This window comes from Streptomyces sp. NPDC057950 (genome assembly GCF_042887295.1).
GTDB lineage: Bacteria > Actinomycetota > Actinomycetes > Streptomycetales > Streptomycetaceae > Streptomyces > Streptomyces kaempferi.
The window spans coordinates 56,334-72,637 of the sequence record NZ_JBHVPP010000015.1; the positions used below are offsets into that span (position 1 = coordinate 56,334).

The window sequence follows — 16,304 nt, forward strand, 5'->3', positions numbered from 1 at the left end:
GGCCACCCTTGCGGAGCGTCCGGTTCCGCGGGCGCCGCCGGGCGGCCCGTCGGCTCAGGACGGGAGCCGTCCGGGGGCCGCCGAGCGCTGCGGCTCCAGCGGGGGCGTCGTCACACAGCCGTGCGTACGGCACTGGGGGCGGCGGCAGTCGGGCGCGGGCCGGCGCACGGTCGCGAAGGCCAGCACCGCCCCCACCACGAGCACGCCCGCGCACAGCGGCATCGCGCGCCGGAAGGCTGAGTCGAAGGCGTCCGCCGAGCGGTACGCCTCCGGGCCCATGCCGACCAGCACCGGCAGCGCCGCCACGGCGAGGAGACCGCCGACCCGGGCCGCCGCGTTGTTGATGCCGCTGGCCAGGCCCGCCCGGCCGGTGTCCACGGAGGCGAGAACGGTCGCGGTCAGCGGCGCGACGAGCGTCACCATGCCCGCGCCCATCACCAGGAGGGCGGGCAGTACGTCGCTGACGTACACGGCGTCCTTGCCCACCCGCAGCATCAGCAGCATGGCCATCGCGCACAGCAGCGGGCCCACCGTGAGCGGGATGCGCGGCCCGATGCGCTGCGCCAGCTCGCCGGAGCGGGCGGAGAACAGCAGCATCAGGGCGGTGGTGGGCAGCAGCGCCGTCCCCGCCTGCAGGGGCGAGTAGCCGGCCACGACCTGGAGCTGGAGCGCGGTCAGGAAGAAGAAGCCGCCGAAGGCCGCGTACACGCACAGGGTGACGAGGTTGACGGCCGTGAACTGCCGCGACGCGAAGATGTCCGGCGGCATCATCGGATCGGGCCGGCTCCGCTCGACGTGCACGAAGCCCACCCCGGCGGCCACACCCAGGACCGCCGACACCCAGACGAGCACGGACCCGCTGGTGGCCTCGATCAGGGCGTACGTCACCAGCGCGAGCGCCACCGCGCCGAGAAACGCGCCGAGCACGTCGAAGCCGCGGTGCGGCCGGCCGCCCGCGGGCTCCTTCTCCCGGCCGGGCGCGGCGGTGCTCCCGTCGGACTCCGGGACATGCCGCAGGGCCACGGGCACGCACACGAGCGCCAGCGGGATGTTCAGCAGGAAGACCCAGCGCCAGCCGGGGCCGTCCACCAGCCAGCCGCCGAGGAACGGGCCGACCGCCCCGCCGATGCCGCCGAAGCCCGACCACAGGCCGACGGCCTTCGCACGGTCGTCGGGATGGAAGGAGGCCTGGATGAGCGCGAGGGAGCCCGGGGTCAGCAGCGCTCCGCCGATGCCCTGCAGGGCGCGGGCCGCGATCAGCACGCCCGCGTTCGGCGCGAGCCCGCACAGCAGCGAGGCGGAGGCGAACCACATGACACCCAGGACGAACACCTTGCGGCGCCCGAAACGGTCCCCCAGCGAGCCGCCCAGCAGGATCAGCCCGGCCAGCGTCAGCATGTACGCGTTCACGGTCCACTGCAGGGCGGCCAGACTCGCGTCCAGGTCACGGCCGATCCGCGGCAGCGCGACGTTGACGACCGTCGAGTCCAGCATGGCCATGCTGGAGCCGAGCACGGTCGTCAGGAGGATCCACCTGCCCGCGGGCGAGGAGATCCGTACGGCCGGTGTTTCCTGCGAGGGCACAGCCATACTCCGGAGCATACGGAAGGGCCCGGCACCTTGGAGGTGCCGAGCCCTGACCGGAGTACGGCCGGCTGATCGCTTTACTTGATCCGCGTGCCCGTGGAGCGCAGCGCGGCACAGGCCTCGGTCACCCGCTGGGCCATGCCGGCCTCGGCCAGCTTGCCCCAGGTCCGCGGGTCGTAGGTCTTCTTGGAGCCGACCTCGCCGTCGACCTTCAGGACGCCGTCGTAGTTCCTGAACATGTGGTCGACGACCGGACGCGTGAACGCGTACTGGGTGTCGGTGTCGAGGTTCATCTTCACGACGCCGTTCTCCAGCGCGGTGGCGATCTCCTCGGCCGAGGAGCCGGAGCCGCCGTGGAAGACGAAGTCGAACGGGGACGCCGTGCCGAACTTGGCGGCGACGCCGTCGCTCAGTTCCTTCAGGAGCTCGGGGCGCAGGACGACGTTGCCCGGCTTGTAGACGCCGTGCACGTTGCCGAAGGACGCGGCGAGCAGGTAGCGGCCCTTCTCGCCCAGGCCGAGGGCCTCCGCGGTGCGGATCGCGTCGTCGACCGTGGTGTACAGGGAGTCGTTGATCTCGTGCGAGACACCGTCCTCCTCGCCACCGGTCGGGGTGATCTCGACCTCAAGGATGATCTTCGCGGCGGCGGCCTTCGCGAGCAGTTCCTGGCCGATGGCCAGGTTGTCGGCGAGGGTCTCGGCGGAGCCGTCCCACATGTGCGACTGGAACAGCGGGTTCTCGCCCCGGGCGACGCGCTCGGCGGAGATGTCGAGCAGCGGCCGGACGTAGGTGTCCAGCTTGTCCTTGGGGCAGTGGTCCGTGTGCAGCGCGACCGTGATGTCGTACTTGGCGGCGACGATGTACGCGAACTCGGCGAGCGCGACCGCGCCGGTCACCATGTCCTTCTTGTGCTGGCCGCCGAGGAACTCCGCGCCACCGGTGGACATCTGGATGATGCCGTCGCTCTCCGCCTCCGCGAAGCCGCGCAGCGCAGCGTGCAGGGTCTGGGAGGAGGTCACGTTGATGGCCGGGTAGGCGAACTTGCCTGCCTTCGCCCGGTCGAGCATCTCGGCGTAGACCTCGGGGGTTGCGATGGGCATCTGTCCGCTCCTTGTATGTGCGGGTGGCGTTCTGCTGCTTACGGCCCTGACCTAGGGGGCGACGTCATCGTCGGCCCCATCTTTCCAGACTTGACCCGGTGCTCCGGTCACCCTGTCCGCGATGCGGGACCCCGCGTGGGACGGGATCCCGGACCCGTCGTCGGCCAGGACTCAACTCGCTCCGGGGGAGGGCGAGTCAGTCCAGGCCCAACTCGTCCTTGGAGAAGGCGAAGAGGTACGGCACTCCGGCGCCGGCCTGGATCTTCTCGGCTGCGCCGGTCGCGCGGTCGACGATCGTCGCCACTGCGACGACCTCGGCGCCGGCCTCCCGGACCGCCTCGACGGCGGCGAGCGGGGAGCCGCCGGTGGTCGAGGTGTCCTCGACGACGAGCACCCGCCGCCCCCTGATCTCCGGGCCCTCCACACGGCGCTGCAGACCGTGCGCCTTGGCGGCCTTCCGCACGACGAAGGCGTCCAGCTTCCGGCCCCGGGCCGCGGCGGCGTGCATCATGGCCCCGGCGACGGGGTCGGCGCCCATGGTGAGGCCGCCCACCGCCTCGAAGTCCAGCCCGGCCGTCAGGTCGAGGAGCACCTGTCCGACCAGCGGCGCGGCCTCGCCGTCCAGCGTGACCCGGCGCAGGTCCACGTAGTAGTCGGCTTCCAGACCCGAGGAGAGGGTCACCTTGCCGTGCACCACGGCCTTGTCCTTGATCTGCTGCAGCAGCGCTCCGCGCACGTCACTCATGCCCGTCAGCTTAGAGGCGCCGCCAGCTCCAGGTCATGGACGCCTCCAGCGGCTCGATGGGGGTGACCAGGCGCGGGTGGGTGTTCAGCCCGTTCGGCGGGCCGGTCTGCGGCTCCACGCACACCGCCGCCTCCTGCTCGTCGTACACCACGACCCACTCCTCCCGGCTGGCCACCTTCAGCTCCAGCCGGCCGGGCCAGGTGAGCGTGACGTCGACGCCGCCGGGCATGCCGAAGCAGTCGTCCCAGGGGCTGGGGAGGGGGTCGATGCGGCGGCCGGTGGGCAGATGGTCCGCGCCGCGCTCCTCCTGCCAGGCGGGGGTGAAACCGACCTGGACGCCCTCTCCCCCCAGGGTCCGGTTGAACCACGGGTGCCAGCCGATCTGGGCGGGGAAGGAGGAGTCGTGCGTCTCCACGGACATGGTGAGCGTGAGGGCGTCCTCGGTCAGGGTGAATGCCTGGGTGACGCGGCCGGGGTGAGGCCAGGGCGCGACGAGGTCGTGCGTGATGACGGCCTCCCGCTCGTCGGCACGGGCGGTGCGCCAGGCGCCGTCGCGGGCGGTGCCGTGGATGGCGTGGGGCGGGGAGTTGAGGGGCATCTGGCGGACGGTCGCTCCGTCCTGGAAGCGGCCGTCGCGGATCCGGCCGCACCACGGGGTCATCGGGAAGCACCCGAACTTCGCACCCTGGCGCAGCAGTTCGACGCCGCCGACCTTCAGACTCCCGACCCGTCCGCCGTTGCCCGGCGTGACGGTCGCTTCCGCGTCGCCCGCGGTCAGCGTGATGTCTTCGTTACTCACGGAGTTGACCCTACTGGTCCGCATCTCCCGACCGGCCCCTACCGGGGGGCTGCCGCCGGTCGGCCCCTGTTCTCGGCCTGAACGGTCTCGCCCTCAGACGCCGGACGGGCTGAAGGACACACCCTCGCCCGGAACCACCCAGAACCGACCGGCGCCGGCCGCATCGCCAGCCCGTCCGCAACCTCCCGGCAGGGGCCCGCGTATTCAGCCCGTCCCCGACCTTCCAGAGCAGGCCCCGTCTCCAGCCCGTCCGCAACCCTCCGGCGCGGGCCCGCATCGCCAGCCCGTCCGCAACCTCCCGGCAGGGGCCCGCGTATTCAGCCCGTTCACGACCTTCCAGAGCAGGCCCCGTCTCCAGCCCGTCCGCAACCTTCCGGCACGGCCCCCATCGCCAGCCCCTCCGCGACCTTCCAGCGCGGGCCCGCGTATTCAGCCCGTCCGGCGTTTGAGGACGAGCCCTTCGGGCGATGCGGGGGTCCAGGGGGCGCGGCCCCTTGGCGGGGTCTGGGGCGGAGCCCCGGGGACGGACACCGGGCCCCCGGCAGGGGATCAGCGCCGCTTGCGCAACGCTCGGGTGACAACGATCGCCGAGGCCACGACGACCGCCGCCGCGGGAGCCGCCCAACGAAGCACCGCACGCCCCCCGTCGGCCTCCGGCGCCGGCACAGGCGCGTACCGCCCCCGCGGCGGCGCATGGTCGACCTCCTCCGCACTGCGCCCGATCATCGTCCGCCGCGCGTGCGCCGCCTCGGCGATGGAGTCCTCCCCGTCCACGGGGCCCGGAACCGTCGGAGCCGGTTCCTGGTCGTCCCCGGCACGGGGATCGAGGGACGGCGGCGGGACCTCGGCGTCGAAGGCGGGGTGCGTCACGTCGCCCCCGTCCTCGGACTCGCCCCAGGCCGCGGCCTCCGCCTCGGAACCACCCTCGGAACCGTCCTCGACCTCATCCTCAAAACCCGGCTCGCCCCCGGCCTCACCCTCGGATCCGGATCCACCCCCGGGGGCGGACGCGTCCTCCGTCCCCGCCGCCAGATTCTCCACGAACCGGTTCAGCAGCCGGGTCGCCGCCGTGGCGACCGTGGCCGGAGCGAGTTCCCCCAGGCGCCCGTCCGCCGTGGCGGTACCCGTGACGACGAGGGTGGTCCCGCCCTCGGCCGGCGCCAGACGGAGGGTGAGGGCGAGTTTCACCGTTCCGGTGCCACGGGCCTCCGCGCCGTCCCCCTCGACGGCGTACGCACCGTCGTCCTGGGCGACGACCCGCACCGCCCCGCGATAGGTGATGGTGTGGCCGCCGACGCGGACACGCAGGCGCCCGGAGACGGGCGCGGTGCCGGCGTCCTGCTGGAGCCCGGGTACCGCCCGGGCCACCCGCGCGGGATCGGCCAGCGCCTCCCTCAGCCGCTCGGCCAGAACCGGAACGAACACCTCATGCTCCATGTCGGCCGAGCCTACCCAGGCCGGTGCGAACCGCACCCGCGTATCACGGGATTCCCGCGTCATTCCCCCATTCCCCCGGCCCTCGTGTCAGTCGGAGTAGCGCGGATGCACCAGCGTGGACGGCGCCTCTCCCGTGATCCGGGTGAGCCGCGCGGCCCGCGCGTCCGCCGCGAGGGACCGCGGGGTGAGCGAGCGCAGAGCGGGCCCGCCGGGGTCCAGGCGCAGGGCCGTCCCCCTGGCGGACGCGAGGACGAACCCCCAGTCGCGCGGGGCCCTGGCCGCACCCGCCGTACGGTCGGGCCCGGCCGCGGAACCGGAGTCGCGCCCGCCCACCCGGTACGGGTCGGCGCGCAGCCCGGCGGCCCGCATCGTCGCCTCGACGGTCCAGAAGACACGGGGGCGCGCGGAGACCGGCCCGGCGTGCACCACCAGTCGCCCGCCGTCGGCCAGCGCCCGGCGCGTCAGCCCGTAGAACTCCTGCGAGTACAGCTTCGCGCTCGCCGTGATCCCGGGGTCCGGCAGGTCGGAGATCACCACGTCGTACGGGGGCGGGTCCCCGCGCAGCCAGCAGAAGGCGTCTGCGGTGAACACGTGCACCCGCGGGTCGTCGAACGCGTGGCCGTTGAGCGCCGACAGGGCCGGGTCGCGGCGGGCCAGCCCCACCACACCGGCGTCGCGGTCGACCACGTCGACCCGGCGGACGTCCGGATAGCGCAGCACCTCGCGGACCGCGAGTCCGTCGCCGCCACCGAGGACGAGCACGCGGGTGCGGCGCCCGTTCATCGCGGGGTGCACCAGGGCCTCGTGATAGCGGTGCTCGTCGCGGCCGCCGGCCCGCAGGCGTCCGTCGAGGAAGAGGCCGAGCGGACGTCCGTGCGTGCCCCCGGTGAGGACCACTTCCTGTACGCCGGTCCGCAGGGCCACCCGCACGTCCCTGCCGTACACCGCCTGCCGTGCCGCGTGTTCGAAGTCGTCGACGAGTAAGGCGGCCGCGGCGAGCAGGCCGAGGACCACCACGTTGGCGATCAGCAGGATCCAGCGCCCACGCCTGCTCAGGTCCCGGCGGAACAGGCCGAGGACGAGGGCACCGCCGACCAGCGCGTTCACCGCCCCGGTCAGCAGCGCCCCGGTCAGCTGACCGAGCTGGGGCAGCAGCAGGAAGGGAAAGGCCAGGCCTCCGACGAGGGCGCCGACGTAGTCCGCGGCGAAGAGGTCCGCCACCGCCCCGCCCGGGTCCTGGCGGCGGATGCGCTGTATCAGCTCCATGAGCAGGGGCACCTCGGCGCCGATCAGCAGGCCGATGGCGAGCGAGAAGGCGGCCAGCAGGTACCGGGACCCGCCCGCCCAGACGCCGCCCCAGCCGCCGGTCCACGCGAACACGGCGTACAGGGCCATCGCGCTGCATCCGCCGACCAGGGCGAGCGCGGCCTCGACCGCGCCGAAGCCGGCCGCCGCGCAGAGACGCAGACGCTTGGCGGCGAGGGAGCCGACCCCCATGGCGAAGACCATGACGGACAGCACGACCGATGCCTGGGTGACCGAGTCGCCGACCAGGTAGGAGGCGAGCGCGACGAGTTCGAGCTCGTACACGAGTCCGCAGGCCGCACAGACGAACACGCCCGCGAGGACGAGGAACCGGCCGGTGCCCGGACGGACGGGCAGCCGCGCCTGGCCCTGGACGCCCCAGGGCGGCGGCGCGCCGGGGGGAGCAGGCGCGTGCGGTTCGATCACGCTGGGAACGCTACGTCACAGCGACACTACGCCTCGTCACCCACACGTGTGGATCTCGCGCACGCCCGTATACGGCCACCGGGGCGGGTACGGGCGCCGTCCGGGGTCGTCACCCCGGCCCCCGGTTCGTCTCAACGGCCGTATCCCCCCGAGCCGGACCCGCGCGGCCCCGCGCGGCCCCGCGCGGCCCCGCACGACTTCATGCGCCCTCACACGCCGGACGCGCTGAGCAGATCGGCCTCGGCCGTCACCCGCACCCCCACCCTCGTCCGGGTCGCCACCAGCTGGCCGTCCTGCGGGTACGCGTGCCACGTGCGCCAGTGGACCTGGCCGTCGTGGCGCTGTGCCAGCAGGGCGGTGAAGGCGTGCGGGCTGCCGGGGAAGACGCCGACGAGTCCGTTGGGGTGGTCGGAGACCAGGGCCAGCAGTTCCTGGGCGCGCCCCGCGAAGGAGCCGCACGAAAGCGTCTCGACGCGCGCCGCGAACTCGTATTCCCAGTCGCCGACCCGCTTGGCCACGCCGAGAGGAAGGGGTGTGCTGCTGCCGGCGATACATGCGACGGTCTCCGAACAGCTGCCCCGCTCCTCCTCCAGGAGGACCTGGTGGGACGCGCCGAGGAGCCGCAACTGCAGTCTCGCTCCGTCGAGTTCGAGGTCGAGGGTGGCGAGCGCGGGCAACGGCTCGCGCCCCAGGGCCCACGCGAGGTCGGCCGCGCGCGTGTCGGTGTAGGCGGTGTTCAGGGTCGTGAGCATGGGTCGGCTCCGCTAGCACGCAAAGGGAGGTGGGGGTCCGGCGCACCCGGTCGGTATGGGGGGTCGACCCGGTCAGCCCGGTCGGCCCTGTCAGGAAGGGACGATCCGAGGGCCGCGTTGGCGATTTAGAGGGAATCATGAACTGTGGTGCCACCACAGCGTTTTTACCCAACTTCGTAGGGTTTCCATCCCCCCGAGGGCTCCACAGTTCAACTGTTCAACCACGCCGTGCGCCGGGCGCGCGGAAACGGAAGCCCGGTCCGGCCTCCCGGAGCGCGGCAACACGTGCCGGTCACGGCCCCCTCAAAGCCCCCGGACGGCTCGCGAAGGGAAGCTCCCGGCGGGCCGGGCGTTTTCTCGGAAAAATCCCGGCCGCACCCCGGCGCCACCTCCCGGCCCCCGGGCCCGGCCCCGCACGCGGAGGTGCCCGCCGGAAGCCGTTCCGGCGGGCACCTCCGCGCGCCGCGGACGCGCGGTCCGTGTGGAGCTCGGCTGCCCCGTGTCAGCTGCCTCCACCGCATCCGCCGCCGCCACCGCAGGACGACCCGCCTCCGCAGGACGAGCCGCCGCCGCACGACGAGTGACCGCCGCCGCACGAGTGACCGCCGTGATGACCCCCATGGTGCCCGCCGCCGGACGAGTCGCCCCCGCCTGCCCACCAGCTGCCGCCACCGCCGGTTCCGCCCCCCAGGAGGCTCCCGCCCGATCGGGAGCTCCCCGCCCTCATCGAACGGGCCTTCCCACGACCGCGGCGGGCGGCCCTGAGGCCGCCGACCAGGACAATGAAGAAGACCGCCAGGATGATGCCGATGACCATGGCGCCACCCTCCTTTCGTTCCCCCGAAGCGGCCCCCCGTGGGCGCCTCGCGTCGTGCGTGACAGGGGGATGCCCCCGCGCCTCGCCGCCCAAAGCAGAGTTGAGGAACTCCTGAGCATCAGAAGTCGAGGCGACCTCCGCCCGGGGTGCGGGCCGGGGCCCGACGGCTGGTGAGTTGAGGAACTCCCCAGCTTGGGCGCAGGATGACGGGCATGACCTCCAACGGCCGCCGTCCGCTGCTCAACCGCCGCCTCACCGAGTTCGGCACCACGATCTTCGCCGAGATGTCGGCCCTGGCGCTCAGCACCGACTCGATCAACCTCGGCCAGGGTTTCCCCGACACGGACGGGCCCGAGGAGGTCCGGGAAGCGGCCGTGCGGGCGCTGCGCGACGGACGCGGCAACCAGTACCCGCCGGGCCCCGGCGTACCCGAGCTGCGGACGGCGATCGCCGTGCACCAGAAGCACCACTACGGGCTGTCGTACGACCCCGACCGCGAGGTGCTGGTCACGGCGGGCGCCACCGAGGCCATCGCCGCGAGTCTGCTGGCCCTGGTGGAGCCCGGCGACGAGGTCATCGCCCTGGAGCCCTACTACGACTCGTACGCGGCCGGTATCGCGATGGCGGGCGGCACCCGGATCCCGGTCACCCTGCGCCCGCACGAGGGCCGCTTCCGGCTGGACCTCGACGAACTGCGCGACGCGGTCACGGACAACACCCGGCTGCTGCTCCTCAACACCCCGCACAACCCCACCGGCACCGTCCTCTCCCGCGAGGAGCTCGGCGAGATCGCGAAGCTCGCCGTCGAGCGGGACCTGCTCGTCGTGACGGACGAGGTGTACGAGCACCTCGTGTTCGACGACGCCGAGCACGTGCCGCTGGCCTCCTTCCCCGGGATGCGGGAGCGGACCGTCACCATCGGCAGCGCGGGCAAGACCTTCTCCTTCACCGGCTGGAAGGTCGGCTGGATCACCTCCACGCCGGACCTCGTCACCGCCGTACGGTCGGCGAAGCAGTTCCTGACGTACGTGGCCTCGGGACCGTTCCAGTACGCCGTGGCCGAGGCGCTCGCGCTGCCGGACACGTACTTCGAGGCGTTCCGTACGGACCTGCGGGCCAAGCGGGACGTGCTGGCCGCCGGGCTGACGGCGGCGGGGTTCGAGGTCTTCCGGCCGGCCGGCACGTACTTCGTCACCACCGACATCCGCCCGCTCGGCGAGAGCGACGGCTTCGCCTTCTGCCGCGCGCTGCCGGAGCGCGCCGGGGTCGTCGCCATCCCGAACGCGGTCTTCTACGACCACCGCGAGGAGGGCTCGCCCTTCGTGCGCTTCGCCTTCTGCAAGCGGACCGAGGTGCTGGAAGAGGCGGCCCGGCGGCTCCGGTCGGCCCACTAGGGCGTGTGGCGCGAGTCCCGCCCGCCTCGCGACGCCTGCCGGACGCGCGACCGGACTTTCGCGACACGCCCTAGCACGCGGGGTACGGCTCCCGCGGACGGCGCGCCGCGGCGGGGGAAACCGCACCCACGCGGATGCGCAACGCTCGCAAACGCCCCGTAACGGACGCAGAGTTCGGGTGTGACCCACGCCAGTACCCTTCCGGCTCCCGCCGTCCACAAGCCGGCTGACGGGGACCGTGCCCGCGCGGCGCGGTCCGGGCGGAGCGTGCCCGCCGTCGTGTACGCGCTGGGGCTGTTCGTCCTGGCCCGGGTGGTCGGTGTCCTGGTGCTCGCCGGGACCGCCCGAGCCCACGGCAAGCACCCCCTCGCCCTGCTCGGACGCTCCTGGGACTCCCTCTGGTACCTGGGGATCGCGGCGCACGGCTACGTACGCGCCCAGCACTTCAGACCCACCGTCGTCCACAGCGACCTGGCGTTCTTCCCGCTGTACCCGGGGCTCGTCCGGGCCGTCACGGCGGTGACCCCGCTCAGCGGGGGCGCGGCGGGACTGCTGGTGTCCTGGCTGGCCGCCGCGGCCGCCGCGTGCGGGATCTACGCGGTCGGGGCCCGGCTGCACGGTCGCGCGGTCGGCACCGCGCTCGTCCTGCTCTGGGGCCTGCTGCCGCACTCGGTGGTGCTGTCCCTGGCGTACACCGAGCCCGTCCTCACCGCCTTCGCCGCCTGGTCCCTGTACGCGGTGCTCACCGGACGCTGGCTGTGGGCCGGCACGCTGGCGGCGCTCGCGGGCCTGTCACGGCCGAACGGGTTCGCGGTCGCCGCGGCGGTCCTCGTGACGGCCGCCTGCGAGGTCTGGCGGCGGCGCGGCCGGAAAGTTCCCCACAGCCTGTGGACGGGCGCCGCGCTCGCGCCGCTCGGCTGGTGCGGCTATGTGCTGTGGGTGGGCCGCCGCCAGGGCGACCCGCTCGGCGGCTACTTCGAGGTGCAGCGGCTGTGGGGCTCGCGCTTCGACTTCGGCCTGGGCGCGCTGCGCTTCGTCAGGCACCTGCTGCTGCGCGGGGACCGCTTCGTGTTCCCCATGTCGCTGGTGATCGTGGCGGCGGCCGTGCTGCTGTACGCGCTGCTGATCGCGGACCGGGCGCCGCTGCCGCTGCTCGTCCACAGCGGCGTCCTGCTGCTGATCGCGCTCGGCGGCGCCGGGTTCTTCGAGTGCAAGCCGCGCTTCCTGCTGCCCGCGTTCCCGCTGCTGCTGCCACTGGCACGGGCGCTGGTGCGGACGGCAAGAGCCCGGCCCTGGCACGCCGTCCTGGTGGTCGGCGCCCTGGCCGGGCTCTCGTTCGCCTACGGCGCGTATCTCGTCGTCATCGCGCACACGCCGCTGTAGAACCTGGCGGAAAACCAGCGGGAGGACTACTCGTCGTCGTCCTCGGGCTTGTCCGCCTCGTTCACTTCCTGCTCCAGGCCGAGCTGCTCGACGAGCCACTTGTCGAACTCGATGGCGGCCCGCACCCAGCTGACCGTCGACGACACGAAGTGTTCGAGGGCGACGCCGGTGCCGATCAGCATCTGCGCCTCGCCGATCAGGCGGACGGTGCCGTCGTCGTGCGTGTGGGTGTAGACCTTCGGCCACAGCGTGCGGCGGTTCCAGTCGTCGATCGACTCCAGCAGCGTCGGCTTCTCGTCGATCTGGTGCGGCCGGTCGTAGAACGTCCGCACCGAGAAGACCTGCTGGTCTCCCTCGCCGCGGAACATGAAGTACGTACGGAACTCCTCCCACGGCGCCGCGAGGTCACCCTCGTCGTCGACGACGTACTTCAGCTCCATCTGGTCGAGGAGCTGCTTCACGAGGTCCTGATCCGGGACGACGGGGCCCGCCGGTCCGCCGGGCTGCGGCTCGGGCTGGCCCCCGAAATTCGGAATCGAGGACGGGTCGATGCTCACCGTGTATTTCCCTTCGTACGGATACCGCCATCCTCCCCCATCCGGGGCGGGGAGTGGCAACCCCTGACCGGGCCTGTCGGCCGGGGCGGCATGTTCTCGTCACCGGCGGCGGGGGCGGAATCCGTCGTCACGGCGGCGTGGGGCCCGGTACGGCGGCCTCGGGCCCTCGGTGGCACGGACCGGGCGGCGTGCGGACGGGGTGCCGTCCCCCTCCATGCCGGGCGCCGAACCGTTCACGAACGTGAACGAACGGGGTCCGGTACGAGGGCGGGGGTCGCCCGCCCTCGTCACCTGCGGCGTGTCACCCCGGGCACCTACCCGTGCCGAGCGGCCTCGCCCGCCGGCGTCACAGCGTCTTGCCGGTCGCGGGCCCCACGATCAGGCCGTCCCCGAAGGCGTCCACCCGGACCGTGTCCCCGTCCTTGACCTCGCCCGCCAGGATCTCCTTGGCGAGCCGGTCGCCGATCGCGGTCTGGACGAGACGGCGCAGCGGGCGCGCACCGTACGCCGGATCGTTGCCCTCGGTCGCGAGCCAGGCCAGGGCCGGATCGGTGACCTCCAGGGTGATCCGGCGCTGCGCCAGCCGCCCTGCGAGGCGCTGGATCTGGAGCCTGGCGATGCGCTCCAGCTCCTGCTTGTCGAGGGCGGAGAAGACCACCAGGTCGTCGAGCCGGTTGAGGAACTCCGGCTTGAAAGAGGCCCGGACGACCTCCAGCACCTGCTGCTTCTTCTCCTCCGCGGAGGTCAGCGGCTCCACCAGGTACTGACTGCCCAGGTTCGAGGTGAGGATCAGGATGGTGTTGCGGAAGTCGACCGTCCGCCCCTGTCCGTCCGTCAGCCGCCCGTCGTCCAGGACCTGGAGGAGGATGTCGAAGACCTCCGGGTGTGCCTTCTCGACCTCGTCGAGCAGGACGACGCTGTACGGGCGCCGGCGCACGGCCTCCGTGAGCTGGCCGCCCTCCTCGTACCCGATGTAGCCGGGCGGAGCGCCGACCAGCCGGGCGACGCTGTGCTTCTCCCCGTACTCGCTCATGTCGATGCGGATCATGGCCCGCTCGTCGTCGAAGAGGAAGTCCGCGAGGGCCTTGGCGAGTTCGGTCTTGCCGACGCCGGTCGGGCCGAGGAAGAGGAAGGATCCGGTGGGCCGGTCCGGGTCGGCGATTCCGGCGCGGGTGCGCCGTACGGCGTCGGACACGGCCTCCACGGCCTCGCTCTGGCCGATCAGCCGGCGGCCCAGCTCCTCCTCCATGCGCAGCAGCTTCTGCGTCTCGCCCTCCAGGAGCCGCCCGGCGGGGATGCCCGTCCAGGAGCCCACCACGTCGGCGATGTCGTCCGGGCCGACCTCTTCCTTCACCATCGTGTCGCCGGCGGCCTCCTCCTCCGCCTCGGAGGCTTCCTCCAGGTCCCGCTCCAGGGTGGGGATCTCGCCGTAGAGCAGCTTGCTGGCGGTGTCGAAGTCGCCGTCACGCTGGGCACGTTCGGCCTGACCGCGCAGCTCGTCGAGCTTCTCCTTGAGCTCACCGACGCGGTTGAGGGACTGCTTCTCCTTCTCCCAGCGGGCGGTCAGCCCGCGCAGCTCCTCCTCCCGGTCGGCGAGGTCGCGGCGCAGCTTCTCCAGACGCTCCTTGCTGGCGACGTCCGTCTCCTTGCTGAGCGCGAGTTCCTCCATCTTCAACCGGTCCACGGAGCGCTGGAGTTCGTCGATCTCGACCGGGGAGGAGTCGATCTCCATGCGCAGCCGGGACGCCGCCTCGTCGACGAGGTCGATGGCCTTGTCGGGCAGGAAGCGGGAGGTGATGTAGCGGTCGGAGAGGGTCGCGGCGGCCACCAGCGCGCTGTCCGCGATCACGACCTTGTGGTGGGCCTCGTAACGCCCCTTGAGTCCGCGCAGGATCGCGATGGTGTCCTCGACGCTCGGCTCGGCGACCAGGACCTGCTGGAAGCGGCGTTCCAGGGCGGGGTCCTTCTCGATCCGCTCGCGGTACTCGTCCAGGGTCGTGGCGCCGACCATGCGCAGCTCACCGCGGGCGAGCATGGGCTTGAGCATGTTGCCCGCGTCCATGGCGGAGTCGCCGCCGGCGCCCGCGCCCACCACCGTGTGCAGCTCGTCGATGAAGGTGATGATCTGCCCGTCGGAGTCCTTGATCTCGGCGAGGACGGTCTTGAGCCGCTCCTCGAACTCGCCGCGGTACTTCGCCCCGGCCACCATGGCGCCGAGGTCGAGCGAGACGAGCCGCTTGTTCTTGAGCGACTCGGGCACGTCGCCCTTCACGATCCGCTGGGCGAGGCCCTCCACGACGGCGGTCTTGCCGACGCCGGGCTCGCCGATGAGGACGGGGTTGTTCTTGGTGCGCCGGGACAGCACCTGCACGACCCGGCGGATCTCCTGGTCCCGGCCGATGACCGGGTCGAGCTTGCCGTCGCGCGCGGCGGCCGTGAAGTCCGTACCGAACTTTTCGAGTGCCTTGTACTGGCCCTCGGGATCCGGGGTCGTCACCCGGCGCCCTCCCCTGGTCTTCTGGAACGCCTCCAGCAGCTTCTTCGCACTGGCGCCCTGCTGCGAGAGTACGTCCCCGCTCCGGCCGCCCTTCGCGGCGACGCCGATGAGCAGATGCTCGGTGGACAGGTACTCGTCGCCGAGTTCCCTGGCCTTGTCGGCCGCCTCGGCGATGACCGCGAGGAGTTCGCGGTCGGGCTGCGGCGGCGCGACGGTGGAGCCGGTCACGCTGGGCAGGGCGGCCAGGACACGCTCGGTGGCGGCCCGTACGGAGGCCTGGTCGGCGTCGACGGCGGCCAGCAGATCGATGATGTTCTCGTTGTCCTGCCCCCCGAGCAGCGCGAGCAGCAGGTGTGCGGGGGTCAGATCCGGGTGCCCCGCGGACACGGCCCGGCTGGTGGCCGCGTTGATCGCATCCCGGCTCCTGTTGGTCAGCTCGGCGTCCACGTTCGCGTTCTCCTCCTGTGCACGGACTTCCTGAACAGACTTCCGGTACGGACTTCGCGTACGGAGTTCCCGTACGGACTGACTCAGCCAACGTACACAAAGTTGAGTCTATTCCACTCAAGGTGGCCCCGGGCGACTTACGGCGAACCGGGCGGGCTACATTTCGGACCATGGCCGCATATCCGGTGGACCCGCACGACCCCGATCCCGCCTACCTCGCCTTCTGGCGGGAGCGGCACCTGTGCACCTTGACCACGCTCCGGGCGGACGGCAGCCCGCATGTCGTCCCCGTCGGGGTCACCTACGATCCGGGGGCCGGTCTGGCCCGGGTCATCGCCGGCGGGTCCAGCGCCAAGGTGGGGCACGTGACGGCGGCGGGGCCCGGTGGCGCCCGGGTCGCGGTCTGCCAGGTGGACGGACGGCGGTGGGCGACGCTGGAGGGGCGCGCGACCGTCTCCGCCGAACCGTCGCGCGTCGCGGAGGCGGAGCGGCGGTACGCGGAACGGTACGGAAGGACACCCTCACCCAACCCGGCCCGGGTGGTGATCGAGATCAGACTGACCTCGGCGCTGGGGCGCGGCTGACTCAGGCCCGGGGGCGGTTCCGGCCTTGGTCACGCGCACGGGCCCGCGGGACGAGACTCGAATACCCGGATTTTTCGCCCAAAACTGCAGCGGCGTCACCGTGTTCAGGTCACGGTGACGCCGCTGCGGGGGGAAGTACCTGCGCGATCTACTACGACGGGGGAATCGCGTCAGGCACTGCGGGGGGTGGCTGAGATGGTCCTTACGTCCGGGGCTTCCGGCTCGGCCAGCTGATGGTCACGCTGATCGAGGTTCACAAAGATCATTCCGTACCGGATGGCACATCGCACCGGCTGCGGCGCGCCGCGCGGCCGTCGCAGACACCGGTACGCCCGTACGTCCTCGTCCTCGTCCCGGGTGACGACGACCGGCTCTCCGAACACGGTCACCATCAGCGAATCGCCGGTGTGCGGGATCGCGGTCGCCAGGTCGATGAAGTGCCAGCCGGAGCGGTAGGCGGTGGCCATCTCGCGA

Annotated in this window: 13 protein-coding genes; 3 read left to right on the forward strand and 10 right to left on the reverse strand. The window is 72.4% G+C overall.

What is annotated here, in order from left to right; genetic code table 11:
- Positions 1-54 precede the first annotated feature (54 nt).
- From ACFVTC_RS24325 to ACFVTC_RS24355, 7 genes are all read right to left on the reverse strand, one after another.
- Positions 55-1,590 carry an MFS transporter gene (locus ACFVTC_RS24325; protein ID WP_390130264.1) on the reverse strand — a complete coding sequence of 512 codons (1,536 nt, stop codon included), beginning with the start codon at positions 1,588-1,590 and terminating at the stop codon, positions 55-57.
- A 74-nt stretch (positions 1,591-1,664) separates the two neighbouring features.
- Positions 1,665-2,687: a class II fructose-bisphosphate aldolase gene (gene fbaA / locus ACFVTC_RS24330; RefSeq protein WP_168529218.1), complete on the reverse strand. Its 1,023-nt coding sequence runs from the start codon at positions 2,685-2,687 to the stop codon at positions 1,665-1,667.
- 196 nt (positions 2,688-2,883) lie between these two features.
- Positions 2,884-3,432, reverse strand: coding sequence for an orotate phosphoribosyltransferase (pyrE, locus tag ACFVTC_RS24335; protein ID WP_168529217.1), 549 nt, complete (start codon positions 3,430-3,432; stop codon positions 2,884-2,886).
- A gap of 10 nt (positions 3,433-3,442) precedes the next feature.
- Complete coding sequence (locus tag ACFVTC_RS24340; RefSeq protein ID WP_390130267.1) at positions 3,443-4,231, reverse strand: aldose 1-epimerase; 789 nt, start codon at positions 4,229-4,231, stop codon at positions 3,443-3,445.
- 549 nt (positions 4,232-4,780) lie between these two features.
- Positions 4,781-5,668, reverse strand: a complete 888-nt coding sequence (locus tag ACFVTC_RS24345) for an SRPBCC family protein (protein ID WP_390130269.1) — start codon at positions 5,666-5,668, stop codon at positions 4,781-4,783.
- An 87-nt stretch (positions 5,669-5,755) separates the two neighbouring features.
- Positions 5,756-7,399 carry a polyamine aminopropyltransferase gene (locus ACFVTC_RS24350; protein ID WP_390130271.1) on the reverse strand — a complete coding sequence of 548 codons (1,644 nt, stop codon included), beginning with the start codon at positions 7,397-7,399 and terminating at the stop codon, positions 5,756-5,758.
- 209 nt (positions 7,400-7,608) lie between these two features.
- Positions 7,609-8,151: a DUF2617 family protein gene (locus tag ACFVTC_RS24355; protein ID WP_390130274.1), complete on the reverse strand. Its 543-nt coding sequence runs from the start codon at positions 8,149-8,151 to the stop codon at positions 7,609-7,611.
- Positions 8,152-9,171: 1,020 nt separating this feature from the next.
- Here ACFVTC_RS24355 and ACFVTC_RS24360 point away from each other — a divergent pair.
- Together ACFVTC_RS24360 and ACFVTC_RS24365 are read left to right on the forward strand one after the other, a co-directional pair.
- The gene (locus ACFVTC_RS24360; RefSeq protein WP_390130276.1) at positions 9,172-10,362 is read left to right on the forward strand and encodes a pyridoxal phosphate-dependent aminotransferase; all 1,191 of its coding nucleotides are present in this window, start codon (positions 9,172-9,174) and stop codon (positions 10,360-10,362) included.
- A gap of 180 nt (positions 10,363-10,542) precedes the next feature.
- On the forward strand, positions 10,543-11,745 hold the full coding sequence (locus ACFVTC_RS24365; RefSeq protein WP_390130278.1) for a hypothetical protein: 1,203 nt from the start codon (positions 10,543-10,545) through the stop codon (positions 11,743-11,745).
- A gap of 26 nt (positions 11,746-11,771) precedes the next feature.
- On the opposite strand, the gene ACFVTC_RS24370 is transcribed toward ACFVTC_RS24365, so the two are convergent.
- Positions 11,772-12,302 (reverse strand): YbjN domain-containing protein, encoded by a 531-nt coding sequence (locus ACFVTC_RS24370; protein ID WP_153289451.1) that lies wholly within the window; start codon positions 12,300-12,302, stop codon positions 11,772-11,774.
- A gap of 346 nt (positions 12,303-12,648) precedes the next feature.
- A complete protein-coding gene (gene clpB, locus ACFVTC_RS24375; protein ID WP_390130282.1) occupies positions 12,649-15,246 on the reverse strand; it encodes an ATP-dependent chaperone ClpB in 2,598 nt (865 codons plus the stop codon).
- Between the two features lie 170 nt (positions 15,247-15,416).
- On the opposite strand from clpB, the gene ACFVTC_RS24380 reads away from it, so the two are divergent.
- Positions 15,417-15,830: a pyridoxamine 5'-phosphate oxidase family protein gene (locus ACFVTC_RS24380; protein ID WP_390130284.1), complete on the forward strand. Its 414-nt coding sequence runs from the start codon at positions 15,417-15,419 to the stop codon at positions 15,828-15,830.
- Between the two features lie 170 nt (positions 15,831-16,000).
- On the opposite strand, the gene ACFVTC_RS24385 is transcribed toward ACFVTC_RS24380, so the two are convergent.
- Positions 16,001-16,297 carry a (2Fe-2S)-binding protein gene (locus ACFVTC_RS24385; RefSeq protein WP_168533875.1) on the reverse strand — a complete coding sequence of 99 codons (297 nt, stop codon included), beginning with the start codon at positions 16,295-16,297 and terminating at the stop codon, positions 16,001-16,003.
- Positions 16,298-16,304 lie beyond the last annotated feature (7 nt).

What these genes read in the sequence shown, in the direction of transcription:
- ACFVTC_RS24380 (WP_390130284.1), top strand. Translation starts at nt 15,417, where the DNA reads ATGGCCGCATATCCGGTGGACCCGCACGACCCCGATCCCGCCTACCTC.
- ACFVTC_RS24325 (WP_390130264.1), bottom strand. Translation starts at nt 1,590, where the DNA reads ATGGCTGTGCCCTCGCAGGAAACACCGGCCGTACGGATCTCCTCGCCC.
- pyrE (WP_168529217.1), bottom strand. Translation starts at nt 3,432, where the DNA reads ATGAGTGACGTGCGCGGAGCGCTGCTGCAGCAGATCAAGGACAAGGCC.
- ACFVTC_RS24385 (WP_168533875.1), bottom strand. Translation starts at nt 16,297, where the DNA reads ATGGCCACCGCCTACCGCTCCGGCTGGCACTTCATCGACCTGGCGACC.
- ACFVTC_RS24345 (WP_390130269.1), bottom strand. Translation starts at nt 5,668, where the DNA reads ATGGAGCATGAGGTGTTCGTTCCGGTTCTGGCCGAGCGGCTGAGGGAG.
- ACFVTC_RS24355 (WP_390130274.1), bottom strand. Translation starts at nt 8,151, where the DNA reads ATGCTCACGACCCTGAACACCGCCTACACCGACACGCGCGCGGCCGAC.
- ACFVTC_RS24360 (WP_390130276.1), top strand. Translation starts at nt 9,172, where the DNA reads ATGACGGGCATGACCTCCAACGGCCGCCGTCCGCTGCTCAACCGCCGC.
- fbaA (WP_168529218.1), bottom strand. Translation starts at nt 2,687, where the DNA reads ATGCCCATCGCAACCCCCGAGGTCTACGCCGAGATGCTCGACCGGGCG.